This is a genomic window from Micromonospora sp. NPDC048986, from assembly GCF_040649335.1.
In the GTDB taxonomy this organism is placed as follows: Bacteria; Actinomycetota; Actinomycetes; order Mycobacteriales; family Micromonosporaceae; genus Micromonospora; species Micromonospora alfalfae.
Genome location: NZ_JBEZFJ010000004.1, coordinates 147,394 through 167,375, shown reverse-complemented (window position 1 = coordinate 167,375; position 19,982 = coordinate 147,394). Strand labels below are relative to the sequence as shown.

Annotated in this window: 21 protein-coding genes; 11 read left to right on the top strand and 10 right to left on the bottom strand. The window is 70.6% G+C overall.

All coding sequences use genetic code 11. The features are described 5' to 3' along the window. Nucleotides 1-81: 81 nt before the first annotated feature. Both AB0B94_RS11060 and AB0B94_RS11055 read left to right on the top strand, forming a co-directional pair. Complete coding sequence (locus AB0B94_RS11060) at nt 82-444, top strand: SCP2 sterol-binding domain-containing protein (RefSeq protein WP_357271519.1); 363 nt, start codon at nt 82-84, stop codon at nt 442-444. Between the two features lie 12 nt (nt 445-456). Further along, a complete protein-coding gene (locus AB0B94_RS11055; protein WP_357273830.1) occupies nt 457-2,499 on the top strand; it encodes a glycogen debranching N-terminal domain-containing protein in 2,043 nt (680 codons plus the stop codon). A gap of 9 nt (nt 2,500-2,508) precedes the next feature. Here the strand turns inward: AB0B94_RS11055 and AB0B94_RS11050 are convergent, their stop codons facing one another. Beyond that, nucleotides 2,509-3,462, bottom strand: a complete 954-nt coding sequence (locus tag AB0B94_RS11050; RefSeq protein ID WP_357271514.1) for a helix-turn-helix domain-containing protein — start codon at nt 3,460-3,462, stop codon at nt 2,509-2,511. 94 nt (nt 3,463-3,556) lie between these two features. Between AB0B94_RS11050 and AB0B94_RS11045 the strand changes: the two genes are divergently transcribed. Next, nucleotides 3,557-4,567: a saccharopine dehydrogenase NADP-binding domain-containing protein gene (locus tag AB0B94_RS11045; protein ID WP_357271511.1), complete on the top strand. Its 1,011-nt coding sequence runs from the start codon at nt 3,557-3,559 to the stop codon at nt 4,565-4,567. A 102-nt stretch (nt 4,568-4,669) separates the two neighbouring features. Here AB0B94_RS11045 and AB0B94_RS11040 read toward each other — a convergent pair whose 3' ends face one another. Then, nucleotides 4,670-5,176 (bottom strand): hypothetical protein, encoded by a 507-nt coding sequence (locus AB0B94_RS11040; RefSeq protein ID WP_357271508.1) that lies wholly within the window; start codon nt 5,174-5,176, stop codon nt 4,670-4,672. A gap of 101 nt (nt 5,177-5,277) precedes the next feature. Here AB0B94_RS11040 and AB0B94_RS11035 point away from each other — a divergent pair, with 101 nt between their 5' ends. Then, complete coding sequence (locus tag AB0B94_RS11035; RefSeq protein ID WP_357271505.1) at nt 5,278-6,015, top strand: carbonic anhydrase; 738 nt, start codon at nt 5,278-5,280, stop codon at nt 6,013-6,015. Between the two features lie 62 nt (nt 6,016-6,077). On the opposite strand, the gene AB0B94_RS11030 is transcribed toward AB0B94_RS11035, so the two are convergent. Beyond that, nucleotides 6,078-6,674, bottom strand: coding sequence for a hypothetical protein (locus AB0B94_RS11030; RefSeq protein ID WP_357271502.1), 597 nt, complete (start codon nt 6,672-6,674; stop codon nt 6,078-6,080). A gap of 187 nt (nt 6,675-6,861) precedes the next feature. Between AB0B94_RS11030 and AB0B94_RS11025 the strand changes: the two genes are divergently transcribed. Both AB0B94_RS11025 and AB0B94_RS11020 read left to right on the top strand, forming a co-directional pair. Continuing rightward, nucleotides 6,862-8,049, top strand: a complete 1,188-nt coding sequence (locus AB0B94_RS11025) for a DUF418 domain-containing protein (protein ID WP_357271499.1) — start codon at nt 6,862-6,864, stop codon at nt 8,047-8,049. Between the two features lie 9 nt (nt 8,050-8,058). Further along, complete coding sequence (locus AB0B94_RS11020) at nt 8,059-9,150, top strand: winged helix DNA-binding domain-containing protein (RefSeq protein ID WP_357271496.1); 1,092 nt, start codon at nt 8,059-8,061, stop codon at nt 9,148-9,150. Nucleotides 9,151-9,162: 12 nt separating this feature from the next. Here AB0B94_RS11020 and AB0B94_RS11015 read toward each other — a convergent pair whose 3' ends face one another. The 3 genes from AB0B94_RS11015 to AB0B94_RS11005 are packed head-to-tail and all read right to left on the bottom strand — an operon-like array spanning nt 9,163 to nt 11,065. Next, on the bottom strand, nt 9,163-9,606 hold the full coding sequence (locus AB0B94_RS11015; protein ID WP_357271493.1) for a DUF5990 family protein: 444 nt from the start codon (nt 9,604-9,606) through the stop codon (nt 9,163-9,165). 14 nt (nt 9,607-9,620) lie between these two features. Beyond that, nucleotides 9,621-10,226: a TMEM175 family protein gene (locus tag AB0B94_RS11010; protein WP_357271490.1), complete on the bottom strand. Its 606-nt coding sequence runs from the start codon at nt 10,224-10,226 to the stop codon at nt 9,621-9,623. 56 nt (nt 10,227-10,282) lie between these two features. Continuing rightward, on the bottom strand, nt 10,283-11,065 hold the full coding sequence (locus AB0B94_RS11005; protein WP_357271485.1) for an MBL fold metallo-hydrolase: 783 nt from the start codon (nt 11,063-11,065) through the stop codon (nt 10,283-10,285). A gap of 213 nt (nt 11,066-11,278) precedes the next feature. On the opposite strand from AB0B94_RS11005, the gene AB0B94_RS11000 reads away from it, so the two are divergent. From AB0B94_RS11000 to bla, 3 genes are all read left to right on the top strand, one after another. Beyond that, nucleotides 11,279-11,980 (top strand): DUF4396 domain-containing protein, encoded by a 702-nt coding sequence (locus AB0B94_RS11000; protein WP_357271482.1) that lies wholly within the window; start codon nt 11,279-11,281, stop codon nt 11,978-11,980. A gap of 165 nt (nt 11,981-12,145) precedes the next feature. Then, entirely contained in the window at nt 12,146-14,767 is a 2,622-nt protein-coding gene (gene rph / locus AB0B94_RS10995; RefSeq protein ID WP_357271479.1) for a rifamycin-inactivating phosphotransferase, read from the top strand. A gap of 26 nt (nt 14,768-14,793) precedes the next feature. Next, nucleotides 14,794-15,720: a class A beta-lactamase gene (gene bla, locus AB0B94_RS10990; RefSeq protein WP_357271476.1), complete on the top strand. Its 927-nt coding sequence runs from the start codon at nt 14,794-14,796 to the stop codon at nt 15,718-15,720. Nucleotides 15,721-15,725: 5 nt separating this feature from the next. Here the strand turns inward: bla and AB0B94_RS10985 are convergent, their stop codons facing one another. Beyond that, the gene (locus tag AB0B94_RS10985) at nt 15,726-16,157 is read right to left on the bottom strand and encodes a helix-turn-helix domain-containing protein (RefSeq protein WP_357271471.1); all 432 of its coding nucleotides are present in this window, start codon (nt 16,155-16,157) and stop codon (nt 15,726-15,728) included. Between the two features lie 115 nt (nt 16,158-16,272). On the opposite strand from AB0B94_RS10985, the gene AB0B94_RS10980 reads away from it, so the two are divergent. Then, nucleotides 16,273-16,992 carry a DsbA family oxidoreductase gene (locus AB0B94_RS10980; protein ID WP_357271468.1) on the top strand — a complete coding sequence of 240 codons (720 nt, stop codon included), beginning with the start codon at nt 16,273-16,275 and terminating at the stop codon, nt 16,990-16,992. A 5-nt stretch (nt 16,993-16,997) separates the two neighbouring features. Here the strand turns inward: AB0B94_RS10980 and AB0B94_RS10975 are convergent, their stop codons facing one another. Together AB0B94_RS10975 and AB0B94_RS10970 are read right to left on the bottom strand one after the other, a co-directional pair. Further along, on the bottom strand, nt 16,998-17,564 hold the full coding sequence (locus AB0B94_RS10975; RefSeq protein WP_357271466.1) for a dihydrofolate reductase family protein: 567 nt from the start codon (nt 17,562-17,564) through the stop codon (nt 16,998-17,000). Nucleotides 17,565-17,622: 58 nt separating this feature from the next. Next, nucleotides 17,623-18,123, bottom strand: a complete 501-nt coding sequence (locus tag AB0B94_RS10970; protein WP_357271463.1) for a pyridoxamine 5'-phosphate oxidase family protein — start codon at nt 18,121-18,123, stop codon at nt 17,623-17,625. A 75-nt stretch (nt 18,124-18,198) separates the two neighbouring features. Here AB0B94_RS10970 and AB0B94_RS10965 point away from each other — a divergent pair, with 75 nt between their 5' ends. Next, nucleotides 18,199-18,873, top strand: a complete 675-nt coding sequence (locus AB0B94_RS10965; protein ID WP_357271460.1) for a winged helix-turn-helix transcriptional regulator — start codon at nt 18,199-18,201, stop codon at nt 18,871-18,873. A gap of 115 nt (nt 18,874-18,988) precedes the next feature. On the opposite strand, the gene AB0B94_RS10960 is transcribed toward AB0B94_RS10965, so the two are convergent. After that, nucleotides 18,989-19,903 carry an SDR family NAD(P)-dependent oxidoreductase gene (locus tag AB0B94_RS10960; protein ID WP_357271457.1) on the bottom strand — a complete coding sequence of 305 codons (915 nt, stop codon included), beginning with the start codon at nt 19,901-19,903 and terminating at the stop codon, nt 18,989-18,991. Between the last annotated feature and the right edge of the window lie 79 nt (nt 19,904-19,982).

Below are 19,982 nucleotides of genomic sequence, written 5' to 3'. Positions count from 1 at the left end.
CATGGGGGCACCACCCGGCGTTACAAGTGCGCGGCAGCGGGTAGCCGGCATCCGCTCTTAGCAGCGCCGGAGGAGGTGGGGATGTCGGAGACCAGCGCCTTCTTCGAGCGGTTGACCGGGGCTGGCCAGGATCCACGGTTCAGCAAGGTCTGCGGCAGCGTGCGATTCGACATCCGCGACGACGGCAACCTGGAGCAGTGGCTGCTGAACATCGATCATGGCCGGATGCGGGTGACCCGAAGCGGCGCCCCCGCCACCACTGTGATCCAGGTGTCCGCGCAGGTCGCGGAGGCGATGGCGCGGGGCGAGGTGAACGGGCTCGCGGCGATCACCCGGGGCGAGATCATGGTCGACGGTGATCTCGCCCTGGCGTTGCGCATCGGGCGGCTGTTTCCGCGAGAGCCCGAGCGGCCTCAGCGCGACGCTCCCGACAGTGGGACGTGACCGGTGAGGGACATCGAGGGCACTGTGGCGTGCATCGACGGGAACACCTTCATGGTGTCCGACGCCAGCGGCGACGTGCAGCCGTCCCCGAGCACCCCGGTCGGCCTCTTCGCCGCTGACACGCGCTTCCTGTCCCGCTGGCGGCTCACCGTCAACGGCGAGTGCATGACCGCGCTGTCGGTGGACGACAGCCAGTACTTCGAGGTCACGTTCTTCGCGGTGCCCGGCGCGGCGGTGGACTACGTGGAGGCCGACGTCTCGGCCATCCGACGCAGGCGCATCGGCCCGGACCTCACCGAGTCGCTGACGATCTTCAATTACGGCGAGCGGGACATGACGCTCGACGTGCGTCTGGAGGTGGCCGCCGACTTCGCCGACATCTTCGAGATCAAGTTCGACATCGGCGACAAGAGCGGCGCGTACTACACGCACGTCGGCACGGACGAGTTGCGCCTGGGCTATCGACGCGGCACCTACCGACGTGAGGTCGTCGTGTCGGCCAGCGAGCCCGCGGAGTTCAGCCCGGACGGGCTCAAGTTCGCGGTCCGGCTACGCCCGGGGCAGCAGTGGTCCACCCGGTTGCAGGCGGTCATGCTGGCGCTGCGCCCGGACGGTGTCGACCTGCGCACCGCCCTGCGGGCCCAGCGGCCGGACGACTCCACACTGCCCAGGAGCGTGCAGTCCTGGGTCGCGGCGGCCCCGACCCTGGACACCGAGAGCGTCGGCCTCCAGCAGGTCTACCACCGCAGCCTGGTGGACCTGGCGGCGTTGCGCTTCGCCCCGCTCTCGCTCGGCGGGGCGAGCGTGCCCGCGGCCGGGTTGCCCTGGTTCATGACCCTGTTCGGTCGCGACAGCCTGTTGACCTGCCTGCAGACCCTGCCGGTCACCCCGTCGCTGACCCCACCGACACTGCGGATCCTCGCGTCGCTGCAGGGCGCCCGAACCGACGACGTGTTGGAGGAGGACCCGGGCCGGATCCTGCACGAGCTGCGCTACGGAGAGTCGGCCGCGTTCGAGGAGCAGCCGCACTCCCCCTACTACGGCACAGTGGACGCCTCGCCGCTGTTCGTGGTGCTGCTCGACGAGTACGAGCGGTGGAGCGGCGACACAGCGCTGGTGAGGGAGTTGGAGCAGGAGGCCCGCGCGGCCCTGGCCTGGATCGACGGGTACGCGGACCTGACCTCCACCGGCTACGTCTGGTACCAGCGACGCAACCGCGCCACCGGCCTGGACAACCAGTGCTGGAAGGACTCCTGGGACAGCATCTCCTACGCCGACGGCCGGCTGCCGGGCTTCCCGAGGGCCACCTGCGAAACCCAGGGGTACGCCTACGACGCGAAGATGCGGGGGGCACGACTGGCCCGTATGTTCTGGGGTGATCCGGCCTTCGCGGAGCGGCTGGAGAGCGAGGCGGCGGCCCTGTACGACAGGTTCAACCGCGACTTCTGGCTTGAGGACCGCGGCTTCTACGCCCTCGCGCTCGACCACGACGGCACTCCGGTGGACAGCCTGTCGTCAAACATCGGGCACCTGTTGTGGAGCGGCATCGTGCCACCGGAGCGGGCTGCGCGGGTGGTCGAACACCTGATGGGGCCGGCGCTCTTCTCCGGTTGGGGGGTGCGCACGTTCGCCGAGGGGCAGCGCCGCTACAACCCGCTCGGCTACCACAACGGCACGGTCTGGCCGTTCGACAACTCGTTCATCGCCTGGGGTCTGCGCCGCTACGGGTTCGGCAACGAGGCGGCCCGCATCGCCGAGGGCATCCTCTCCGCCGCCACCTACTTCGAGGGTCGGCTACCCGAGGCGTTCGGCGGGTTCCACCGCGACACCACCCGGTTTCCGATCCGGTACCCGACCGCCGGCAGCCCGCAGGCCTGGTCCAGCGGCGCCACGATGCTGCTGATCCGCACCATGCTCGGCATCAACCCGCACGATGACCACCTGGCCGTGGACCCGGCGCTGCCCACCGCCTTCGGGCGGATCGCCCTTCTGGACATCCCCGGCCGTTGGGGCAAGCGCGACGCGTTCGCCCGCCAACGCCCCGACCAGCGCTGACGGCACGGGTCAGCCGACGGCGGGCCCGGTGGCCCGGAAGGTGCGCCGGTAGGCGTCCGGGGGCACGCCGACGGTGCGGTGGAAGTGTCGACGCAGCGTCGCGGCGGTGCCCATGCCGGCCGCCTGGGCGATGGCGTCGATGCTGTCGTCGGTCTGCTCCAGCAACTCCTGGGCGCGGCGGATCCGCTGCGTCGACAGCCACAGCAGTGGAGTGGTGCCGGTGGCCGACCGGAAGTGGCGGGCCAGGTTGCGGGAGCTCATGTTCGCCTGCCGGGCCAGGTCCTCGACGGTCAACGGCCGGTCCAGGCGGGCCAGCACCCAGGGGAACAGGGTGGCCAGCGGGTGGTCGTCACGGGCGGGCACCGGGGTGGTGAGGTACTGGGCCTGACCGCCGGCGCGGTGCGGTGGCACGACCAGGCGGCGGGCGACGGCGTTGGCGACGGTCGAGCCGTGGTCGCGGCGGATCAGGTGCAGGCACAGGTCGATCGCGGCGGCCTTGCCGGCGGAGGCGAGCACGGTGCCGTTGTCGACGTAGAGCACGTCCGGATCGACCCGCACCCGGGGGTGGCGGGCGGCCAGCGCCTCGGTGTGGGCCCAGTGCGTGGTGGCCCGCAGCCCGTCGAGCACCCCGGCGGCGGCCAGCACGAACGCGCCGGTGCACAGCGAGACCATCCGGGCACCCGCCCGGTGGGCCGCGCGGACGGCGTCGAGCAGGTCGGGGGGTACGTCCGCGTCGACGTCCTCGACCGACGGGACGATCACGGTGTCGGCTCGGGCGAGGCGGTCCAACCCGTCGTCGGGCGCCACCAGGAAGCGGCCGACCCGGACCGGGCCGGGGCCGCAGATCGCCACGTCGTACCAGGGGTCGGCCAGGCCGGAGGGGTCGTGGGCGAAGACCTCGCAGGCCAGGGCCAGCTCGAAGTGCAGCATCCCGTCGGTGGCGGCGATCGCGACAAGGGCCATGTCCGAAACTGTACGGGAGTTGGCGTTCCCGACACTGGTCGGCCGCCGACCGCTGCGCGAGGCTGGTCCCAGTCGATCTTTCGAGGGGGCCTCCATGGGTTACCAGGTAGCGGTGTTCGGGGCGTACGGGCACACCGGACGGTTCGTGATGGCGGAGCTGCGCGAGCGCGGGTTCGGTGCGCTGCCGGTGGGCCGCGACGCACGCAGGCTGGAGGCGTTCGGGCTCGGCTATCGGGTGGCGTCGGCCGACGATCCGGCCGCGCTCGACGTGGCGCTGACCGGCGTGGACGCGGTCATCAACTGCGCCGGCCCGTTCGCGTCGACGGCCGCTGGTGTGATCGAGGCCGCGCTGCGCGCCGGGATCCCGTACGTGGACGTGGCGGCCGAGATCGAGGCCAACCTCGACACGTTCACGCACTTCACCGAGCCCGCCCGGGCGGCGGGTGTCGCGGTGGTCCCGGCGATGGCCTTCTTCGGCGGGCTCGGTGACCTGCTCGCGACGACGGCGATGGGCGACTGGACGTCGGCCGACGAGGCGCACGTCGCGTACGGACTGAGCAGTTGGCACCCGACGGCCGGGACGGTCGCCGCGGGCGTCGTCTCCCGCGAGCGCCGCGCCGGCCGCCGGGTCCGCTACACCGGGGGCCGGTTGGAGTACCACTCCGGCGGGGAGCTGCCGAGGGTGGAGTGGGCCTTCCCCGCGCCGCTGGGCCGGCGCACCGTCCTCGGGGAGTTCACCATGGCCGACGTCGTCACCATCCCCCGTCACCTGGACATCCCCGAGGTCCGCACCTACATGACCGTCGACGCCACCACCGACCTCGCCACCGCGGCGGCGCCGGTCGCGGTCGACGAGCTGGGCCGGTCGGCGCAGACGTTCACTGTCGACGTCGTCGTGCGTCGCGGCGACGTGCGCCGACGCGTCGTGGCCAGTGGCCGGGACATCTACGCCGTCAGCGCGCCCCTGGCCGTGGAGGCGGTTCGGCGCGTCCTCGATGGTCTGACGAGGACCAGCGGCGTCGCCTCCGCCGGCGAGATGTTCGACGCGCCTGATTTCCTGCGCGCGCTGTCGCCGGCCATCCGCGTCGAACCGGTCAGCGACTGAGGCCGACAATTCGGCCGCGATTCATTACTACAACGGACGGCCCCCATGCTCAGGCGTGGGGGCCGTCCCGTCATCACACCCGACCTGGTCGGGCCGCGACGGTCAGAGAACCATGCTGACGCCGTGGGTCTTGCACGCGGCGCTGATCTCCTTGCCGGCCTTCTCGAAGGCCGGGTTGTCGGCGGCGGCCGCCGGGTCCGCCGCGGCCGCTGCCTTGGCCGCCTCGGCGGCGAAGGTCCGCAGGGCGTCGGCCAACTTGCCGTCGCCGGTCGAGGCGACGGTGGTCACCTCCTGCTCCAGCCCAGCCAGGATCTTCTTGAATTCCGCCGCCGACGCGTCGCCGGTCGTGGCGACCTTCACCATCTCGGTCCTCATCTTGTCGCTGGCCTTCTTCACCGCCTCGCAGAGCTGCTTGTCGGTCGCCGCGCCGGCGGCGGGTGGCGAGGCCGGTGTGGCGGCGGCGGAGGTGGCCACGGCGGATGGGGCGGCGGACGTCGGTGCGGACGTGGTGGGTGCGGCGGTCGTCGACTTGTCACCGTCGCCGCAGGCGGCGAGGGACGTCGAAACGGCAAGGATCAACATGGCAGAGGCAAGACGGGAGGTTTTCACGGACGCGGACGATAGCCGATGTTCAAACGATGATCAATTGCGCGCCACCGATCGCTGGAACAGCGGCCACCTATGTGGACCGTGGCCTGGTAGGAAGAGGCATGTTGCCTCACTTCAGGGAGATGATCGTGGCATGTTCCTACCTGTCCCGCCGTTCGCTGCTGACCGCCGGTGGTGCCGCCGCCGTGGCGCTCGGCGGGGCCGTAGCCAGCCCGTCCGCAGGCTCCGCTGCCCCAGCCGACAACCCCGTCGACACGCCGACCGAGGCGCTGCGTCGGCTACAGGCCGGCAATCGGCGGTTCACCTCCGGCCACGGCCGGCACCCGCACCAGGGCCTGACCGACCTGCACCGGCTCGCCTCCGGCCAGCACCCGTTCGCCATCACGGTCGGCTGCGCGGATTCCCGGGTGGCTCCCGAGGTGCTCTTCGACCAGGGGTTGGGTGACCTGTTCGACAACCGGGTGGCCGGCAACATCGTCGATGACCTGCTGCTCGGCAGCGTCGAGTTCGCGGTGGAGGAGTTCGGCAGCCTGCTGATCGTCGTCCTCGGCCACGAGCGCTGCGGCGCGATCACCGCCACCATCGATGCCATCCACACCGGCGGTACGGCGCCCGGGCACATCGGCACCATCGTGAATGCCCTGCGCCCGGTCGTCGAGCCGGTGCTGGCGCAGCCCGGCGACCCCGTGGAGAACGGGGTCCGGGCCAACATCGCCGCCCAGGTGCGGGCGCTCAGCGCACGCAGCACGATCATCGCCGAGAAGGTGCACGAGGGTGCACTGCGGGTGGTGGGTGCCCGCTACGACCTGGACAACGGGCGGGTTTCCCTGGTGGCCTGAGGCCGTCACCCGATGCTGGGCCACCCGGACGGCGACGCTGGTCGGTCATCCACTGCCGCCGATCAGCGCCGCCGCTCGCGTCGCGGCCGACGGGTACGGCGGTAGTAGGACCAACCGGCCAGCGGCAACGCGACCGCCCAGGCCAGCAGGAGCGGGAGACCGATCAGGACGCCGGTCGGGGTGAAGATGTCGTCGGCGCTGGAGTCCCCCAGGTCTGCCGCGAACTGCCAGGGCAGAGTCGCCGAGTACCCGATCATCAGGGCGGATCCCAGCACCGTCGGCGTCAGCGGCATCCACTGTGGCACCCGCCGTCCGCGCAGCCACGGCACCCACCGGGGGAAGACCAGGCCCCAGCCCTGAATGAGCCCCAGCGCCAGAACGCCGCCGAGCCCGGCGAGGACGCACAGGAGGCCCAGGTAGAACGCGCCGGCCGGCAGGCCCAGGAATCCGTCGACCGGGTGATCCCCGACCCCGGGTCCGCGACCGTGGTACCACTCACGGAACGGGTCGGGATTGGCGAACAGCGGAATGCCGAGAATCCACGGCACGTGCAGCGGGATGAACCCCAGTACGGGGGCGATCCAGGCCACGTGCCCGGCTCGGCGGGCCCAGGGCGGCGGCGGGGCGGGCATGGCGTTCGGGTGTGGTATTCGAGTCACGGCGTCGTCTCCATCGGCGGCGGGCGTTGACACATCCGAGATCACCGTCGCCGAACGGCGAGGCGAGCGGATCGCCGCGCGGAGGGAAATCGCCTCCCCCGCCGCGGGGATGGCGTCTTTTCGTCACGACGGTCCGTGTGACGAAAACACTTCACGCCAGCGGACCGCGCTCCGGAGGCTGGACACCATGAATGTGACAGGGCTCGACCGACCCGGCGACGGTCTCCCACCGCCCTCGCCCGGGAACACCCTCGCCCGCATCGCAGTCGTGGACGCACTGCGCGGAAGCGCGCTGCTGCTCATCCTGCTGGTGAACATCGCGTTCTTCAGCTCCGGCTACGACTTCCACCTGGTGGACGATCCGACGCACGGCCCCGTCGACCTGCTGATCGTCGGCGCGGTGGAGCTGTTGTTCGCGATGAAGGCGTACCTGCTGTTCGCCTTTCTGTTCGGCTACAGCTTCACCCTGCAACTCGACTCCGCTGCTCGGCGCGCAGTGGCGTTCCGCCCGGCGTTCCTGCGCCGGCTCTCCGGGCTGTTCGTGCTCGGCGTGCTGCACGCGGTGCTGCTGTTCCACGGCGACATCCTCACCACGTACGCGCTGCTGGGTCTCGTGCTGCTCGCGGTCCGGCGGATCGAGCCCCGCACCGCGCTGGTCGTGGCGGCGTCCATCATCGGCGGCATCGCCGTCGTGGTCGGGATCGCCGCGGTCCTCGGCGCCACGCTGGTTCCGGACGAGGCCGCCGCGCTCAGCGCCGGTGCGCGTTCGACGCTGGCGCTGGGCGGCGGCCTCGGTGATGTCGTCCTGGAGCACCTGCGGTCGATGCCGGCGATGATCGGTGGTCTCGCCGTGCAGGGGCCGCTGGCGTTCGCGGCGTTCCTCGTCGGCCTCGCCGCCGGCAAGCACAAGCTGCTCGCCACCGTGCCCGCCCAACAGGACCTGCTGCGCCGGTGCGAACGGGTGGGGTACCCGGTCGGTCTGGCCGGCGCCGTCGTGTTCGCGGTCGGTGGTTCCACGGCGAACCTGACCGGACTGATGGTCAGCATCGTCACCGCGCCGTTTCTGGCCGCCGCCTACGCCGCGACCCTGCTGCGCCTGTTCACCCGGCGGCCGCGCCTCGCGGGCGCGTTCGCGCCGGCGGGGCGGATGGCCCTGACGAACTACCTGGCCCAGTCGCTCGTGTGTGTGCTCGTCTTCACCGGGCTCGGGTGGGGCCTGGTCGGCCGCACCTCACCGGCACAGACACTGCTGATCGCACTGGTGATCTTCGCGGTGCAGTTGGTGGTCAGCTCGTGGTGGCTGCGACGGTTCCGGTACGGCCCCGTTGAATGGGCGCTGCGCGCCTGGACCCACCGGGCGCGCCGCCTCAACTAGGGTGCTGAGATGGTCGATCGGCGCCAGGTGATGAACTTCCGGGTCCGGGCCCAGCAGCTGGACCGGGACGAGGGCACGCTCGCCGACACCGCCGTCCTGGACCTCGGGGTGCAGAACACCGGTCCGGACGGCGCGCGCTGGGCGCTGGCAGTACGCGGGGTCGACGTGACCACGTTGTCCGACGCCGATCTGGTCCTGCTGTGGACGGTGCGGGGCGCTCCCCACCTCTACCGCCGGGCCGACGTTGCGAAGGTGGCGGCCGCTGTCGAACCCTTCTCCGAAGCCGACGCGGGCAAGCGCATCTATGATGCCGCGAAACCGTTGAAGGCCGCCGGCATCGACATTCTCGCGGCCCTGGACGAGATCGCCGACCGGATGCGGGCCATCGTCAGGACGCCGACGGTCAAGGGGGACGTGTCCGGCCGCCTGGCCACCATGCTGCCCGAACCGTATCTGCGGTTCTGCCGGCCGTGCGACGCCACGCACCTCTTCGAGATGCCGTTCCGGCTCGCCGCCGTGCGGGCCGAGTTGGAGTTGCAGCTCGACACCTCACCCCCGGTCCTGCGGCGCATCACCGGGTTCCGGAAGGCAGCCGTCGCGGGTGACCGCTTCGACCTGATCCGCGGGTATCTTCGCCTGCTCGGTCCGGCCACCCCGAAACAGGTCGCCGACTTCCTCGACGCCCCGGTGAAGGATGTGAAGGCGCGCTGGCCCGAGGACGTGATCGAGGTGACGGTCGACCGCGAGGTGCGCTCGCTGCTGGCCGCCGACGAGGAGGCGCTGGAGTCCGCCGACGCCAGGGTCACCCGACTGCTCGGCCCGTTCGATCTGTTCCTTCAGGCCAAGGACCGGGCAACGTTGGTGCCGGGCGCCGCCCACGTCAAGGAGCTGTGGCCGGTGTTGGGTCGCCCCGGCGCCGTCCTGGTCGACGGCGAGCTGGTCGGCACCTGGCGGCCGCGCAAGTCCGGCAGGACGTTCACTGTCGCCGTCGAGCCGTGGCGCCGACTGTCGGACGCCACCCGTAAGGCCATCACCGCGCAGGCGGAACGCCTCGCCGCGTACCGCTCCGTCTCCCTCAGCGGCGTCGACTTCGGCAGCTAGTTTCGAGGACGCTCACTGCACCGCCCACGCGACGGCGGGCGGGTGCACCCGAGCGCAGATGGGCCCACCGGCGGCATCGGTCAACCCGAGCCGGCCGACGAGCGTCCCGTCGCCCTGGTGGGCGGCGCGCAGCAGCTCGGTCGGCACGTCGGTGAACATCAACTTCGCTCGTCGGAACATGGCGAAGCCGTCCTGGGTCACCGCGCCCCAGCTCAGATAGAGAAACCGCGCCCCGGGGCGGCCGTGCACCCAGGGGCCACCGACGTCGAGCGCCCCGTCGATCTCACGGCTGGACACCTCGAAGGACCAGGTGGCGCTTGCCGCGTCGGCCGGCACCTGATCGACGACCTCGGTCTTGCGTTGAACCCCGACGTGCACGTTGCCCCGCCGCAGCGCATCGGCCTCCGCACCGGGGCGCTGACCTGGGAGATCGCTGCCGTCGATCCTGATCCGCATGGCACCGACTCTAGTTAGTCGGCCGGTTGCTCGGCGGTGTCGTCGTGCTCGCCGTACTCGCCGCGGATGGGCAGGTAGTAGGCGGGCAGGAAGGCGGCGATGATGACCACGCCGGCGATCGGCACGAATGCGCCGACGAGGATGCCGGAGCCGATCCAGACCAGCGCGAGGGCGAACCGGCGACCGATGGCGCGCGCGCCGAACGGCCCGAGGCCCGGGTCCAGCAGTTTGGCGCGGCGCAGGTGCGCCCACACGATGTTGAAGAGGGCCGCCGCCGTCCACAGTGTGCCTCCGTAGACGACGACCGACGCGCGCAGCCCCTGCTCCGCGCGCAACGCGTCGGCGAGCAGTGACGTGGAGAACGGCAGGAACGCGATGACCATCAGGAGCAACGTGTTGAGGAACAGGACCCCTCGGTCGACGTGCCGGACGCGGTCGAACATGACGTGGTGATTCACCCACACCTGTCCGATGAGCAGGAAGCTCAGCGTGTACGCCAGGTACGACGGCCACAGCGCGCCGAGCCCCCGGGCGAGGCGCTCGAAGTCGTGGGGCGGTTGGATCTCCAGCACCAGAAGCGTCACGGCGATCGCGAAGACACCGTCGCTGAAGGCCAGCAAGCGACCCGGGTTACGGGTCAGCCGCGAACTTTCCCTTTTGGGAGGCACATCACTAATTATGCTATATGTCGGCTTTTATCATGGGCAGCGCTGGCGACCGTTCTGCGCAGGTAGGCCTCGGCCAACTGGCGAAGGCGTGTCCTGTCGAAGCTGTCCCCGTGGCCGGGATGGACGACGGACACGTCGAGGTCGACGAGGAACTCCATGCTCCGCCGGTAGGCGGCCACGTCGGAGTTCGGCAGATCGTCGATCAGGGCCCCCTCGTAGATGACGTCGCCGGAGTACAGGGCCCCGGTGCGCTCCTCCAGCAGGGCGATGCTCCCGGGCGTATGACCGGGAAGATGCAGCACCGTCAGCACCCGCCCGCCCAGGTCGATGCGGTCGCCGTCGTCGAGCAGGCGGTGCAGGGTCATCGGTGCGACGCGGTAGGCAGCCGGGTCGTACCCGGGATCGGGCAGAACATCGATCATGAGCTCCGGGACGGCTTCCCCGGCGGCGTCGATCCCCAGCTTCTCGAAGAGTTCCGCGCCGTACAGGCTCGCCGGTACGCCCGCCGCGAGGATCCCCGCCTCGGCGGGATGGGCGGCCCGGTCACCGAACTCCGCCGCCGCACCGACGTGATCCAGGTGCGCGTGGGTGAGCACGACCATCGGATCGCGCTCGAACAGGCCCGGAATCGCCTCCCGCAGGGCGACGACACCCAGCCCGGCGTCGATCACGATGTCCCGATCGGTGCCCCGCAACCACCAGAAGTTCGCCGACAGCAGCTCGTTGACGTGCGGTTCCGAGATCCGGACGACGTTGCCGTCCACTTCGGCCCGGGCATACCAGTCGACCATGCCCGAGAGTCTGCCAGCGCGCCGGTGCCGCTGCGACCCCGCGAATCACGGTTCGCGCCGGTCGCGATCGAGATGGAATCCGGCGGGTGCAAGGAGAAGCTAAATGATCAGAAAGAGACGATTGGCGGGGTCCACGGCACGCGGGAACGCCCGATCCGCCGGTCCGAACGGGTACGCCGTGAAAGACTCGCCCGGCTGGCGGAAGGGGTGGGGATGCAACCAACCTGGCTCGTAGCGCTCTCGTGGGCTTCGCTCGCGGTCGGCGTCGTCAGCTTCGCGGTGGTGCTGGCCGACACCTATCTCCGGGGAAACCGGCAACCGGTCCGGGTCATGGAGATCGTCTGGCTGGTGACCGTCCTCTACATCGGCCCGGCCGCCGTCCGCCTCTACTGGAACTGGGGCAGACCCGAGGCGTTCTCTCGACGGCGGCAGGAGGGGCAACCGCGCCGGCCCCGCCGGGGCGTCGTCGTCACCCACGTGTCCCGCTGCGGCGCCCACTGCGCGCTCGGCTTCGTCATCGCCGAGGTCGCCCTGTACGCGGTGAGATTCGACGCGGGCAAGGACCCGCTGTGGGTCGCCTACGCCGGCGACTATCTGATGGCGGTGACGATCGCCGTGCTCTTCCGGTACTTCGCCGGGCCGGGGCGCCGCCTCGCAAAGATCTGGCACGCGCTGTCGAGCGTCGGCAGGATCGAGTTGCTGACCATCACCGCGTTCGAGGTGACGTTGTTCGTGTGGCTGACCCTCGCGCATCGCGTGGTCCTGCCGGAGCAATCCATGCGAGCCGACAGCCCCACGTTCTGGTTCGCCGGCCAGATCGGGCTGATAGCCGGCTTCCTCGCGGCCTGGCCCACCGCGTCCTGGCAGCTCGGCCGGGGGCTGAGATTCGAGCCGCGCCGACTCCCCTACGACTGAGCGGGGCCTGGACGCCCTGACAAAAAACAAGCGGCAAGGAGATCACTCTCCCTGCCACTTCTAACGTATACCGCACCTGGGGGCTTGCCGCAAGACCCCGGTCGTGGCGCAGAATCGGCGGCCGGACCAGCACGAACGAGGTAACGGGGGCGAGACGTGGGTGTGTTGTCGAGGGACGAGGACCGCGCCGACCGGGCACCGCTGTTGGATCTTCGAGAGGTCGACGAGACGCAGGTGCCGGTCGTCGGCGGCAAGGCCGCGCACCTGGGCGCGCTGTCCCGGATCGACGGCATCCGGGTGCCGGTGGGGTTCTGCGTGACGACTGCCGCCTTCCGGCGGATCATGGCGCAGACGCCGTCGATGGACGATCGGCTCGTTCAGTTGTCGCGCCTGAGCCCGGACGAGCGGGAGGCGATTCGCGCGCTCAGCGCGCAGATCCGCCGCAGCGTCGAGGAGACCCCGATTCCGGACGACCTGGCCGCCGCGATCACCGGCGCGCTCGGCCGGTTCGGCGAGCAGGCCGCCTACGCCGTGCGGTCCAGCGCGACGGCGGAGGACACGCCCACGGCGTCCTTCGCCGGCCAGCAGGACACCTACCTGAACGTGGTGGGGCCGGAGGCGATCCTGCGGCACGTCAGCCGGTGCTGGGCGTCACTGTTCACCGAGCGGGCAGTCATCTACCGCCTGCGCAACGGCATCGACCACCGCACGGTTCAGATGGCTGTCGTCGTACAGCAGATGGTTTTTTCGGATGCCTCGGGCATCCTGTTCACGGCGGACCCGGTGACTGGCAACCGGACTGTCGCGACGGTGGACGCCAGCTTCGGCCTCGGCGAGGCCCTGGTGTCCGGCCTGGTGAACCCGGACGTCTTCACGGTGCGCGACGGCGAGGTCGTCGCCGGCACTGTCGCCGCCAAGCAGCGCGCCGTCACCGCGCTGCCCGGCGGCGGAACGCGGGAGGTGGCGATCGAGGCGCAGCGGCAGGAGCAGCCGGCGCTGACGCAGCCGCAGGTCCTACGGCTGGTGCAGCTCGGGCGACGGATCGAGGCGCACTTCGGCCGCCCGCAGGACATCGAGTGGTGCCTGGTCGACGACGACTTCCAGATCGTGCAGAGCCGGCCGATCACCACGCTGTTTCCCGTCCCGGCGACCGGCGACCAGGAGAACCACGTCTACCTCTCGGTCGGTCACCAGCAGATGATGACCGACGCCATGCGGCCGCTGGGTCTCTCGATGTGGCAGTTGACGGCCATCGCCGTGATGCTGGAGGCCGGCGGGAGGTTGTTCGTCGACGCCACCCGGCTGCTGGCCTCGCCCACGAGCCGCGCCGGCTTCCTGGAGATGGTCGGGAAGTCCGATCCCCTGATGCGCGACGCGTTGCAGACGCTCATCGACCGCCCCGACTTCATTCCGACGCTCCCGGACGGGGGCGGTCCCGCCAGGCTGACGACCGGCGGCGCGTCCACCTCGATCGAAACCGACCCGGCGATCGTCACCGAGCTGATCGAGCGCAGCAGGGCATCCATCGCCGCCCTGCGGCGCGACATCGCGACGGTGACCGGCACAGCGCTGTTCGACTTCCTGCTGGAGGCGTTCAAGGAGCACAAGCGGGTCCTCGGTGATCCGCTGAACATGCAGGCGATCATGGCTGGCATGGAGGCCACCTGGTGGCTCAACGACCGGCTGCACGAGTGGCTGGGTGAGAAGAACGCCGCCGACACCCTCACCCTCTCCGCGCCCGGCAACGTCACGTCGGAGATGGGGCTGGCGCTGCTCGACGTCGCCGACGTGATCCGCCCCTACCCGGAGGTGGTGGCCTTCCTCCAGGACGTCGCGCACGACGACTTCCTCGACGAGCTGCCGAAGGTCGCGGGCGGGGCCGAGGCGCGCGCCGCCATCAAGGCGTACCTCGACCGGTACGGCATGCGTTGCGTCGGCGAGATCGACATCACCAGGCCGCGGTGGAGCGAACGCCCCAGCACGCTGGTGCCGGTGCTGCTGGACAACGTCAAGCTCTTCGAGCCGGGCGCGGCCCGGCGGCGCTTCGAGCAGGGCCAGCAGCGGGCACGGCAGCAGGCACAGGAGGTGTTGACGCGCCTGCGGGCGCTGCCGGACGGGCAACAGAAGGCCGACGAGACCGCGCTGATGATCGACCGGGTGCGGGCCTTCATCGGCTACCGGGAGTACCCGAAGTACGACATCATCAGCCGCTACTTCATCTACAAGCAGGCACTGCTGGCAGAGGCCGAGCGCCTGGTACGCGTCGGCGTGCTCGCCGAGACCGAAGACGTCTTCTACCTCACGTTCCAGGAGTTCCACGAGGTGGTGCGCACGCACCGGGTGGATGACGAGCTGGTTCGGCGGCGGCGGGAGGAGTTCCTGTCGTACCAGCCGCTCACCCCGCCCCGGGTGCTGACCTCCGACGGCGAGGCGATCACCGGGGCGTACCGACGCGACGACCTGCCGGCCGGCGCCCTGGCCGGGATGCCGGTGTCCGCCGGGACTGTCGAAGGACGCGCCCGCGTCATCCTGGACATGGCGCAGGCCGACCTCGAAGCGGGTGACATCCTCGTCACCGCCCACACTGACCCGAGCTGGACGCCGCTGTTCGTCGGCATTGCCGGCCTGGTGACAGAGGTCGGCGGGTTGATGACGCACGGCGCGGTGATCGCGAGGGAGTATGGCCTGCCGGCCGTCGTCAGCGTGCTCGACGCGACCCGGCTGATCCGCGACGGGCAGCGGATCCGCGTGCACGGCAGCGACGGGTACGTGGAGATCCTTTCCTGACCGACGGCACCTCAGGAGGAACGACAGTGGCGGTTTCGGTCCGACGGCTGGCGATCATGGTGGCCACGGCGTCGACACTGGTGTCGGTGGCGGGGTGCAGCAGCGGCGGCGGCGACGCCACCGAGGCGTTGACGACGCCGAGCCCGCAGGTGACGCTCGCCCCGTCGCCGGCCGCCGATCAGGAGTTCCGCCGGCTGGAGGAGCAGTTCGGGGCGCGGCTGGGGATCCACGCCGTCGACACGGGCGCCGGCCGCACTGTGGAGTACCGCGCCGACGAGCGGTTCGCGTACGCCTCGACGTGGAAGGCCCTCGCTGCCGCCGAGGTGCTCGACGGCACCACAGACGCCCAACTGGATCGGGTGGTGCGGTACTCGGCGCGGGACCTGGTGGCGCACTCCCCCATCACGGAGAAGCACGTCGGCGAGGGAATGAGCCTGCGGGCCCTCGCCGACGCCGCCGTGCGCTACAGCGACAACACGGCCGGCAACCTGCTGCTGCGCCACCTCGGCGGGCCGGCGGGGTTCGAGTCGAAGCTGCGCGCGCTGGGCGACACTGTCACCGACGCGGCCCGCTACGAGACAGCGCTGAACGAGGGAACACCTGGCGACAGGCGGGACACCAGCACCGCGCGGGCCCTGGCCGGCGACCTCCGGGCGTACACGGTGGGGGTTGCCCTGGAACCGGCGGACCGCGACGTGCTGATCGGCTGGCTGCGGGGCAACACCACCGGCGCGGCGCTGGTCCGCGCCGGGGTGCCGGCCGGCTGGGTGGTCGGGGACAAGACCGGGACCGGTGGGTACGGCACCCGCAACGACATCGCGGTGATCTGGCCGCCCGACCGGGCCCCGATCGTGCTCGCCGTGCTGTCCAGCCGCGACAGGAGGGACGCCAGCCCGGACGACAGCCTCATCGCCCAGGCCACCCGGGTGGTCGTCGCCCACCTGCGAGCATGAGTCCGTCAGGTCGCGGCACGGCTGTCGTAGGCCGATTGGTGGCAACGGATCTCGGCGTGGTGGTCGGCGGACCAGGCCGCCAGGGCCAGAACGGTGGAGAGCAGTGACCTGCCCAGCCCGGTGAGGGCGTACTCGACGCGGGGTGGCACCTCCGGGTACGACGTCCTGGTGATGAGGCCGGTGCGCTGGAGGTGTTTCAGGGTCAGCGTGAGCATGCGCTGGGAGATGCCGGGGATCGCGTCGCCCAGGTCCGAGTAGCGGACGGGGCCGTCGGCGAGCGTGCCGATGATCAGCACGCTCCATTTGTCGCCGACGAGGTCCAGGACCTCCCGGATGAAGTCGGCGTCCTCGTCGTTCCAATGGGCGCAGGGCCCCGGAGCGGCCCGGACGTTCCCCCGGACGTTGGTGCGCCTGCGCCGGAGTTCTCCTGCGCTCATCCCCGCCGCCCCTCCGCGCAGTCCGCGCTACGCACATGAATGTACCTTTTGTGGCCCTCCAATTCTGACGCATCATGGCGCTACGAACAAGAAGTGAGAATCAGTGAGGAGCGCCATGAAGATCGAGTTCTGGTCGGACATCGTCTGCCCGTACTGCGGGCTGATGGACCACCGGCTCCACCGGGCAGTGGACCGGCTCCCGTACGGCGACCAGGTCCAGGTGATCCACAGGTCGTTCCAGCTGCATCCCGACCTGCCCCGTGGGGGTGTCAGTCAACGGGAGCTGATCACGATGGCGGGGGCTCCCGCGACGACAGTCGACAGGGTTCTGCGGCCCATCGAGCGGGCGGCCGAGGCGGAGGGTTTGACGCCCTACCACGCGGTGGACCGCACGCTCGGGCCGACGGATCTCGCCCACGAACTGCTCGCGTACGCGACCGACCAGGGTCGCGGCCCCGAGATCTGGACGGCGATGTTCCGCGCGCACTTCGGGCAGGCCCGCAAGCTGTGGACCGCCGAGGAGGTCCTCGACTTCGCCGCCGAGGTGGGTCTGGACAGCGCCGGGGCCGCCGACGCCCTGCGAAGCCGCCGCTACCGGGCCCGGGTGGCGGCCGACCAGCGCGAGGCAGAGCGCCTCGGGGCCCGCGGCGCGCCGTTCCTCGTCTTCGACGGCCGCTTCGCCGTGCCCGGGGCGATCGGCCTCGACGACCTGCTCGCGGTCATCGACAAGGCGTGGGCCGAGAGCCACCCGACGCCGCAGCCACTGCCGGTGGTCGGTGTCGCCGAGGGCATGTGCGCCCCGGATGGCTGCACGCTACCCGGCCGCACCGCCTGAACTCGTCAGGCGGGGCGGTACTTCAGGAGGACGACCCCGGAGGCGAAGGGTTCGACGGAGACCAACTCCAGTCGTGCCGGGGGTTGATCACCGTCGAACAGCGCCTTGCCCCGGCGCAGGTACAGGGGATGCACCAGGAGGTGAAACTCGTCGATGAGCCGCAGGTTGGCAAGGGACCGGATTAGTGTGAGGCTGCCGTAGACCACGATGTCGCCGCCGGGATCACGCTTCAGCTGGGTGATCTCGTCGGGTTCGATGTGAGTGAGCCGGCGGCTGTCACCCCAGGTCGCGGTGTCGCCCGAGGCGGAGACGACGATCTTTTCCAGCGCGTCGAGCCGCTGGGCATAACCCCGTACGTCGTCGGGCTGGTCGGGATCCTGGGCGACCAGCGGCCAGTGTCCGGCGAAGTCGGCGTGCGTGACCCGGCCCAGCATGAGGCTTCCGGCCTTGTCCACCAGGTCCCGCTCGTACTTTTGCAGATGGTCGTCGAGCAGCAGCCAGTCCATCTCGTCGTCGGGGCCGGCGACGAACCCGTCGAGGGTGGTCCACATCGACACGACAATCTTGCGCAACGTCGTCCTCCGTCATGGTGCGGTGGGCCCCGGGGATCCGGGACCTCGGCGGTGCCGACTACTGGCCGCCGCTGAGCGCGGCGCGCACGGGTTGCGGTGTGCGAGCCGGGAACCGCTCCTGAAAGTCGACGACTCCGACCCAGGTGGGGCGCAGGCCGATCCGGACCATCCGCAGGCCCGGCTGATCTATCGCCGCCAGGTAGGCGTCGCCCATCTCGTCGCCCATCCCCGCGCGCTGGATGGTGGCGTACTCCGGCAGGACGCCCTCGACCTCGGCCAGTGTGACCTTCCCGCGCAGCATGAGCACCTCCGGAAGACCGTCCGCGGTGTCGATGCAGACCGCCACGTCGGGGCGGGCGCTCAGGTCGCGGATCTTGTAGGTGCCGGCGAACGCGCCGACGACCAACTCCTCGCCCGTCCACAGGAAGTTCACCGGGATCAACCGCGGCGTTCCGTCCGGGCTGGTGTAGGCGAGGCGCGCCACCGGGGACGTGGCGAGCAACCGCTGCGCCAACGGGATGTCCAGCAACGTCACGTCACCTTGCGGCGGCAGGTCCATGCCACTCACGCTAGGGGGTCAACTCCTACAGAACAAGTGGCACTCCTAAAAAAGGATCCGGGTACGCTGATGGCCATGGTCGGCATGCGTAGCTATGGGGATCCGTGCGGTGTCGCACGTGGACTGGACATCATCGGCGAGCGGTGGGCGCTGCTGGTGGTACGCGACCTACTGCTCGGCCCGAGGCGGTTCAACGATCTGCTCGGCGGCCTACCCGGGGTGAGCCCGAACGTGCTGAGCCAGCGACTGCGCCAGTTGACCGAGCACGGCGTCGTCCGGCGGCGGGACCTGGGCCCGCCGACGCGCGTGCACCTGTACGAACTCACCGAATGGGGCCGCGCCCTGGAGCCGATCCTGCTCCAGTTCGGGCGCTGGGGAAGCCAGTCCCCCCAACTCCCCGACGGCCCCCTCGGCGTCGACTCCCTGCTGCTCAGCATCAAGGCGGCCTTCGATCCGGCGCGCGCCCCGGACCTCGCCGGCAGCTACGCGTTCCACATCGACGCCGACACGTACCTCGCCGACGTCGCCAGCGAGACGGTGCGGCTGCGGCGCGGCACGGCGACCGACCCCGACGCGTCGCTCACCACCGACATCGGCACCCTTAGAGCCGTCTGTGGGCATGAGATCACCATGGCGGCGGCGGTTGATTCCGGCGTGGTGCGGATGAGCGGTGACGAGGACGCCAGGCGGCGCCTCACCGATCTGCTCCTTGCGCCGTTCACCCCCGCACCGCAGCCCGCCACGCCCTGACGACCGGCGATCCGCCCCCGACTCGGGTTTCGTGAAATCGGGGTGTCCTCGGTGGCGGGACACCCCGATTTCCGTGAACCCGAGCGGATCGTGCTGACAGCGGGACGCGGCACTGTCACGCCGTCGCGGCTGACCGACCCAGCGGGAACCGCACGCCGGTGAGGTCTTCCGAGACGGCCCAGAGGCGTTGCTGCACGCCCACGTCGTAGGACTCGGGGCTGGAGGTGACCAGCCTCGGGTAGCCGCGCACCTCACCCAGGCCGTCGGGGCCGTAGTACTGCCCGCCGAGGACTGACGGGTCGGTGGCGGCCCGCAGGGTGGGCAGCGCGCCCGCCGTCGCGGGCTGGGTGATCAGCGGGGCGAGCCACGTGATCGGCGCGCGGACGACCGCCGGGGCGTTGCGGACCAGTTCGGTGTTGGAGACGCCCGGGTGCGCGGCCACCGCGACGGTGGTGCCGTGCGGAGCGAGCCGGCGCTGCAACTCGTAGGTGAACATCAGATTGGCGAGCTTCGACTGGCCGTAGGCGGCGACCCGGCCGTAGGAACGCTCGAACTGAAGGTCGTCGAAGTGGATGGCCGCGCGGATGCGGTGGCCGGCGCTGCTGACCGTGACCACCCGGGAGCCGGGCACGGGCAGCAGCAGGTCCAGCAGCAGACCGGTGAGCGCGAAGTGACCCAGGTGGTTGGTGCCGAACTGCATCTCGAAGCCGTCGCGGGTGGTCCGCTTCGGTGTGTACATCACGCCGGCGTTGTTGATCAGCAGGTCGATCCGCTGGTGGGTGGCGTGCAGGTCGGCGGCGGCGGCGCGCACCGATGCCAGCGAGGTCAGATCCAGCTCCTGTACGGAGACGTCGCCGTTGATCCGGGCGGCGGCCATTCTGCCCTTCGCCGTGTCGCGCACGGCCAGCACGACCGACGCTCCCCGCTCGGCGAGCCGCCGGGCGGTCTCGAAGCCCAGGCCGGTGTTGGCGCCGGTGACCACTGCCACCCGGCCGTCCTGGCGCGGAATCTGCTGCTCGGTCCACTTCATCTCAGGCTCCCCAATGTACCGCCGGTAACTTATGCTCGAAACGATAATGTACCGCCGGTACGCTGTCAAGGGACCGCCG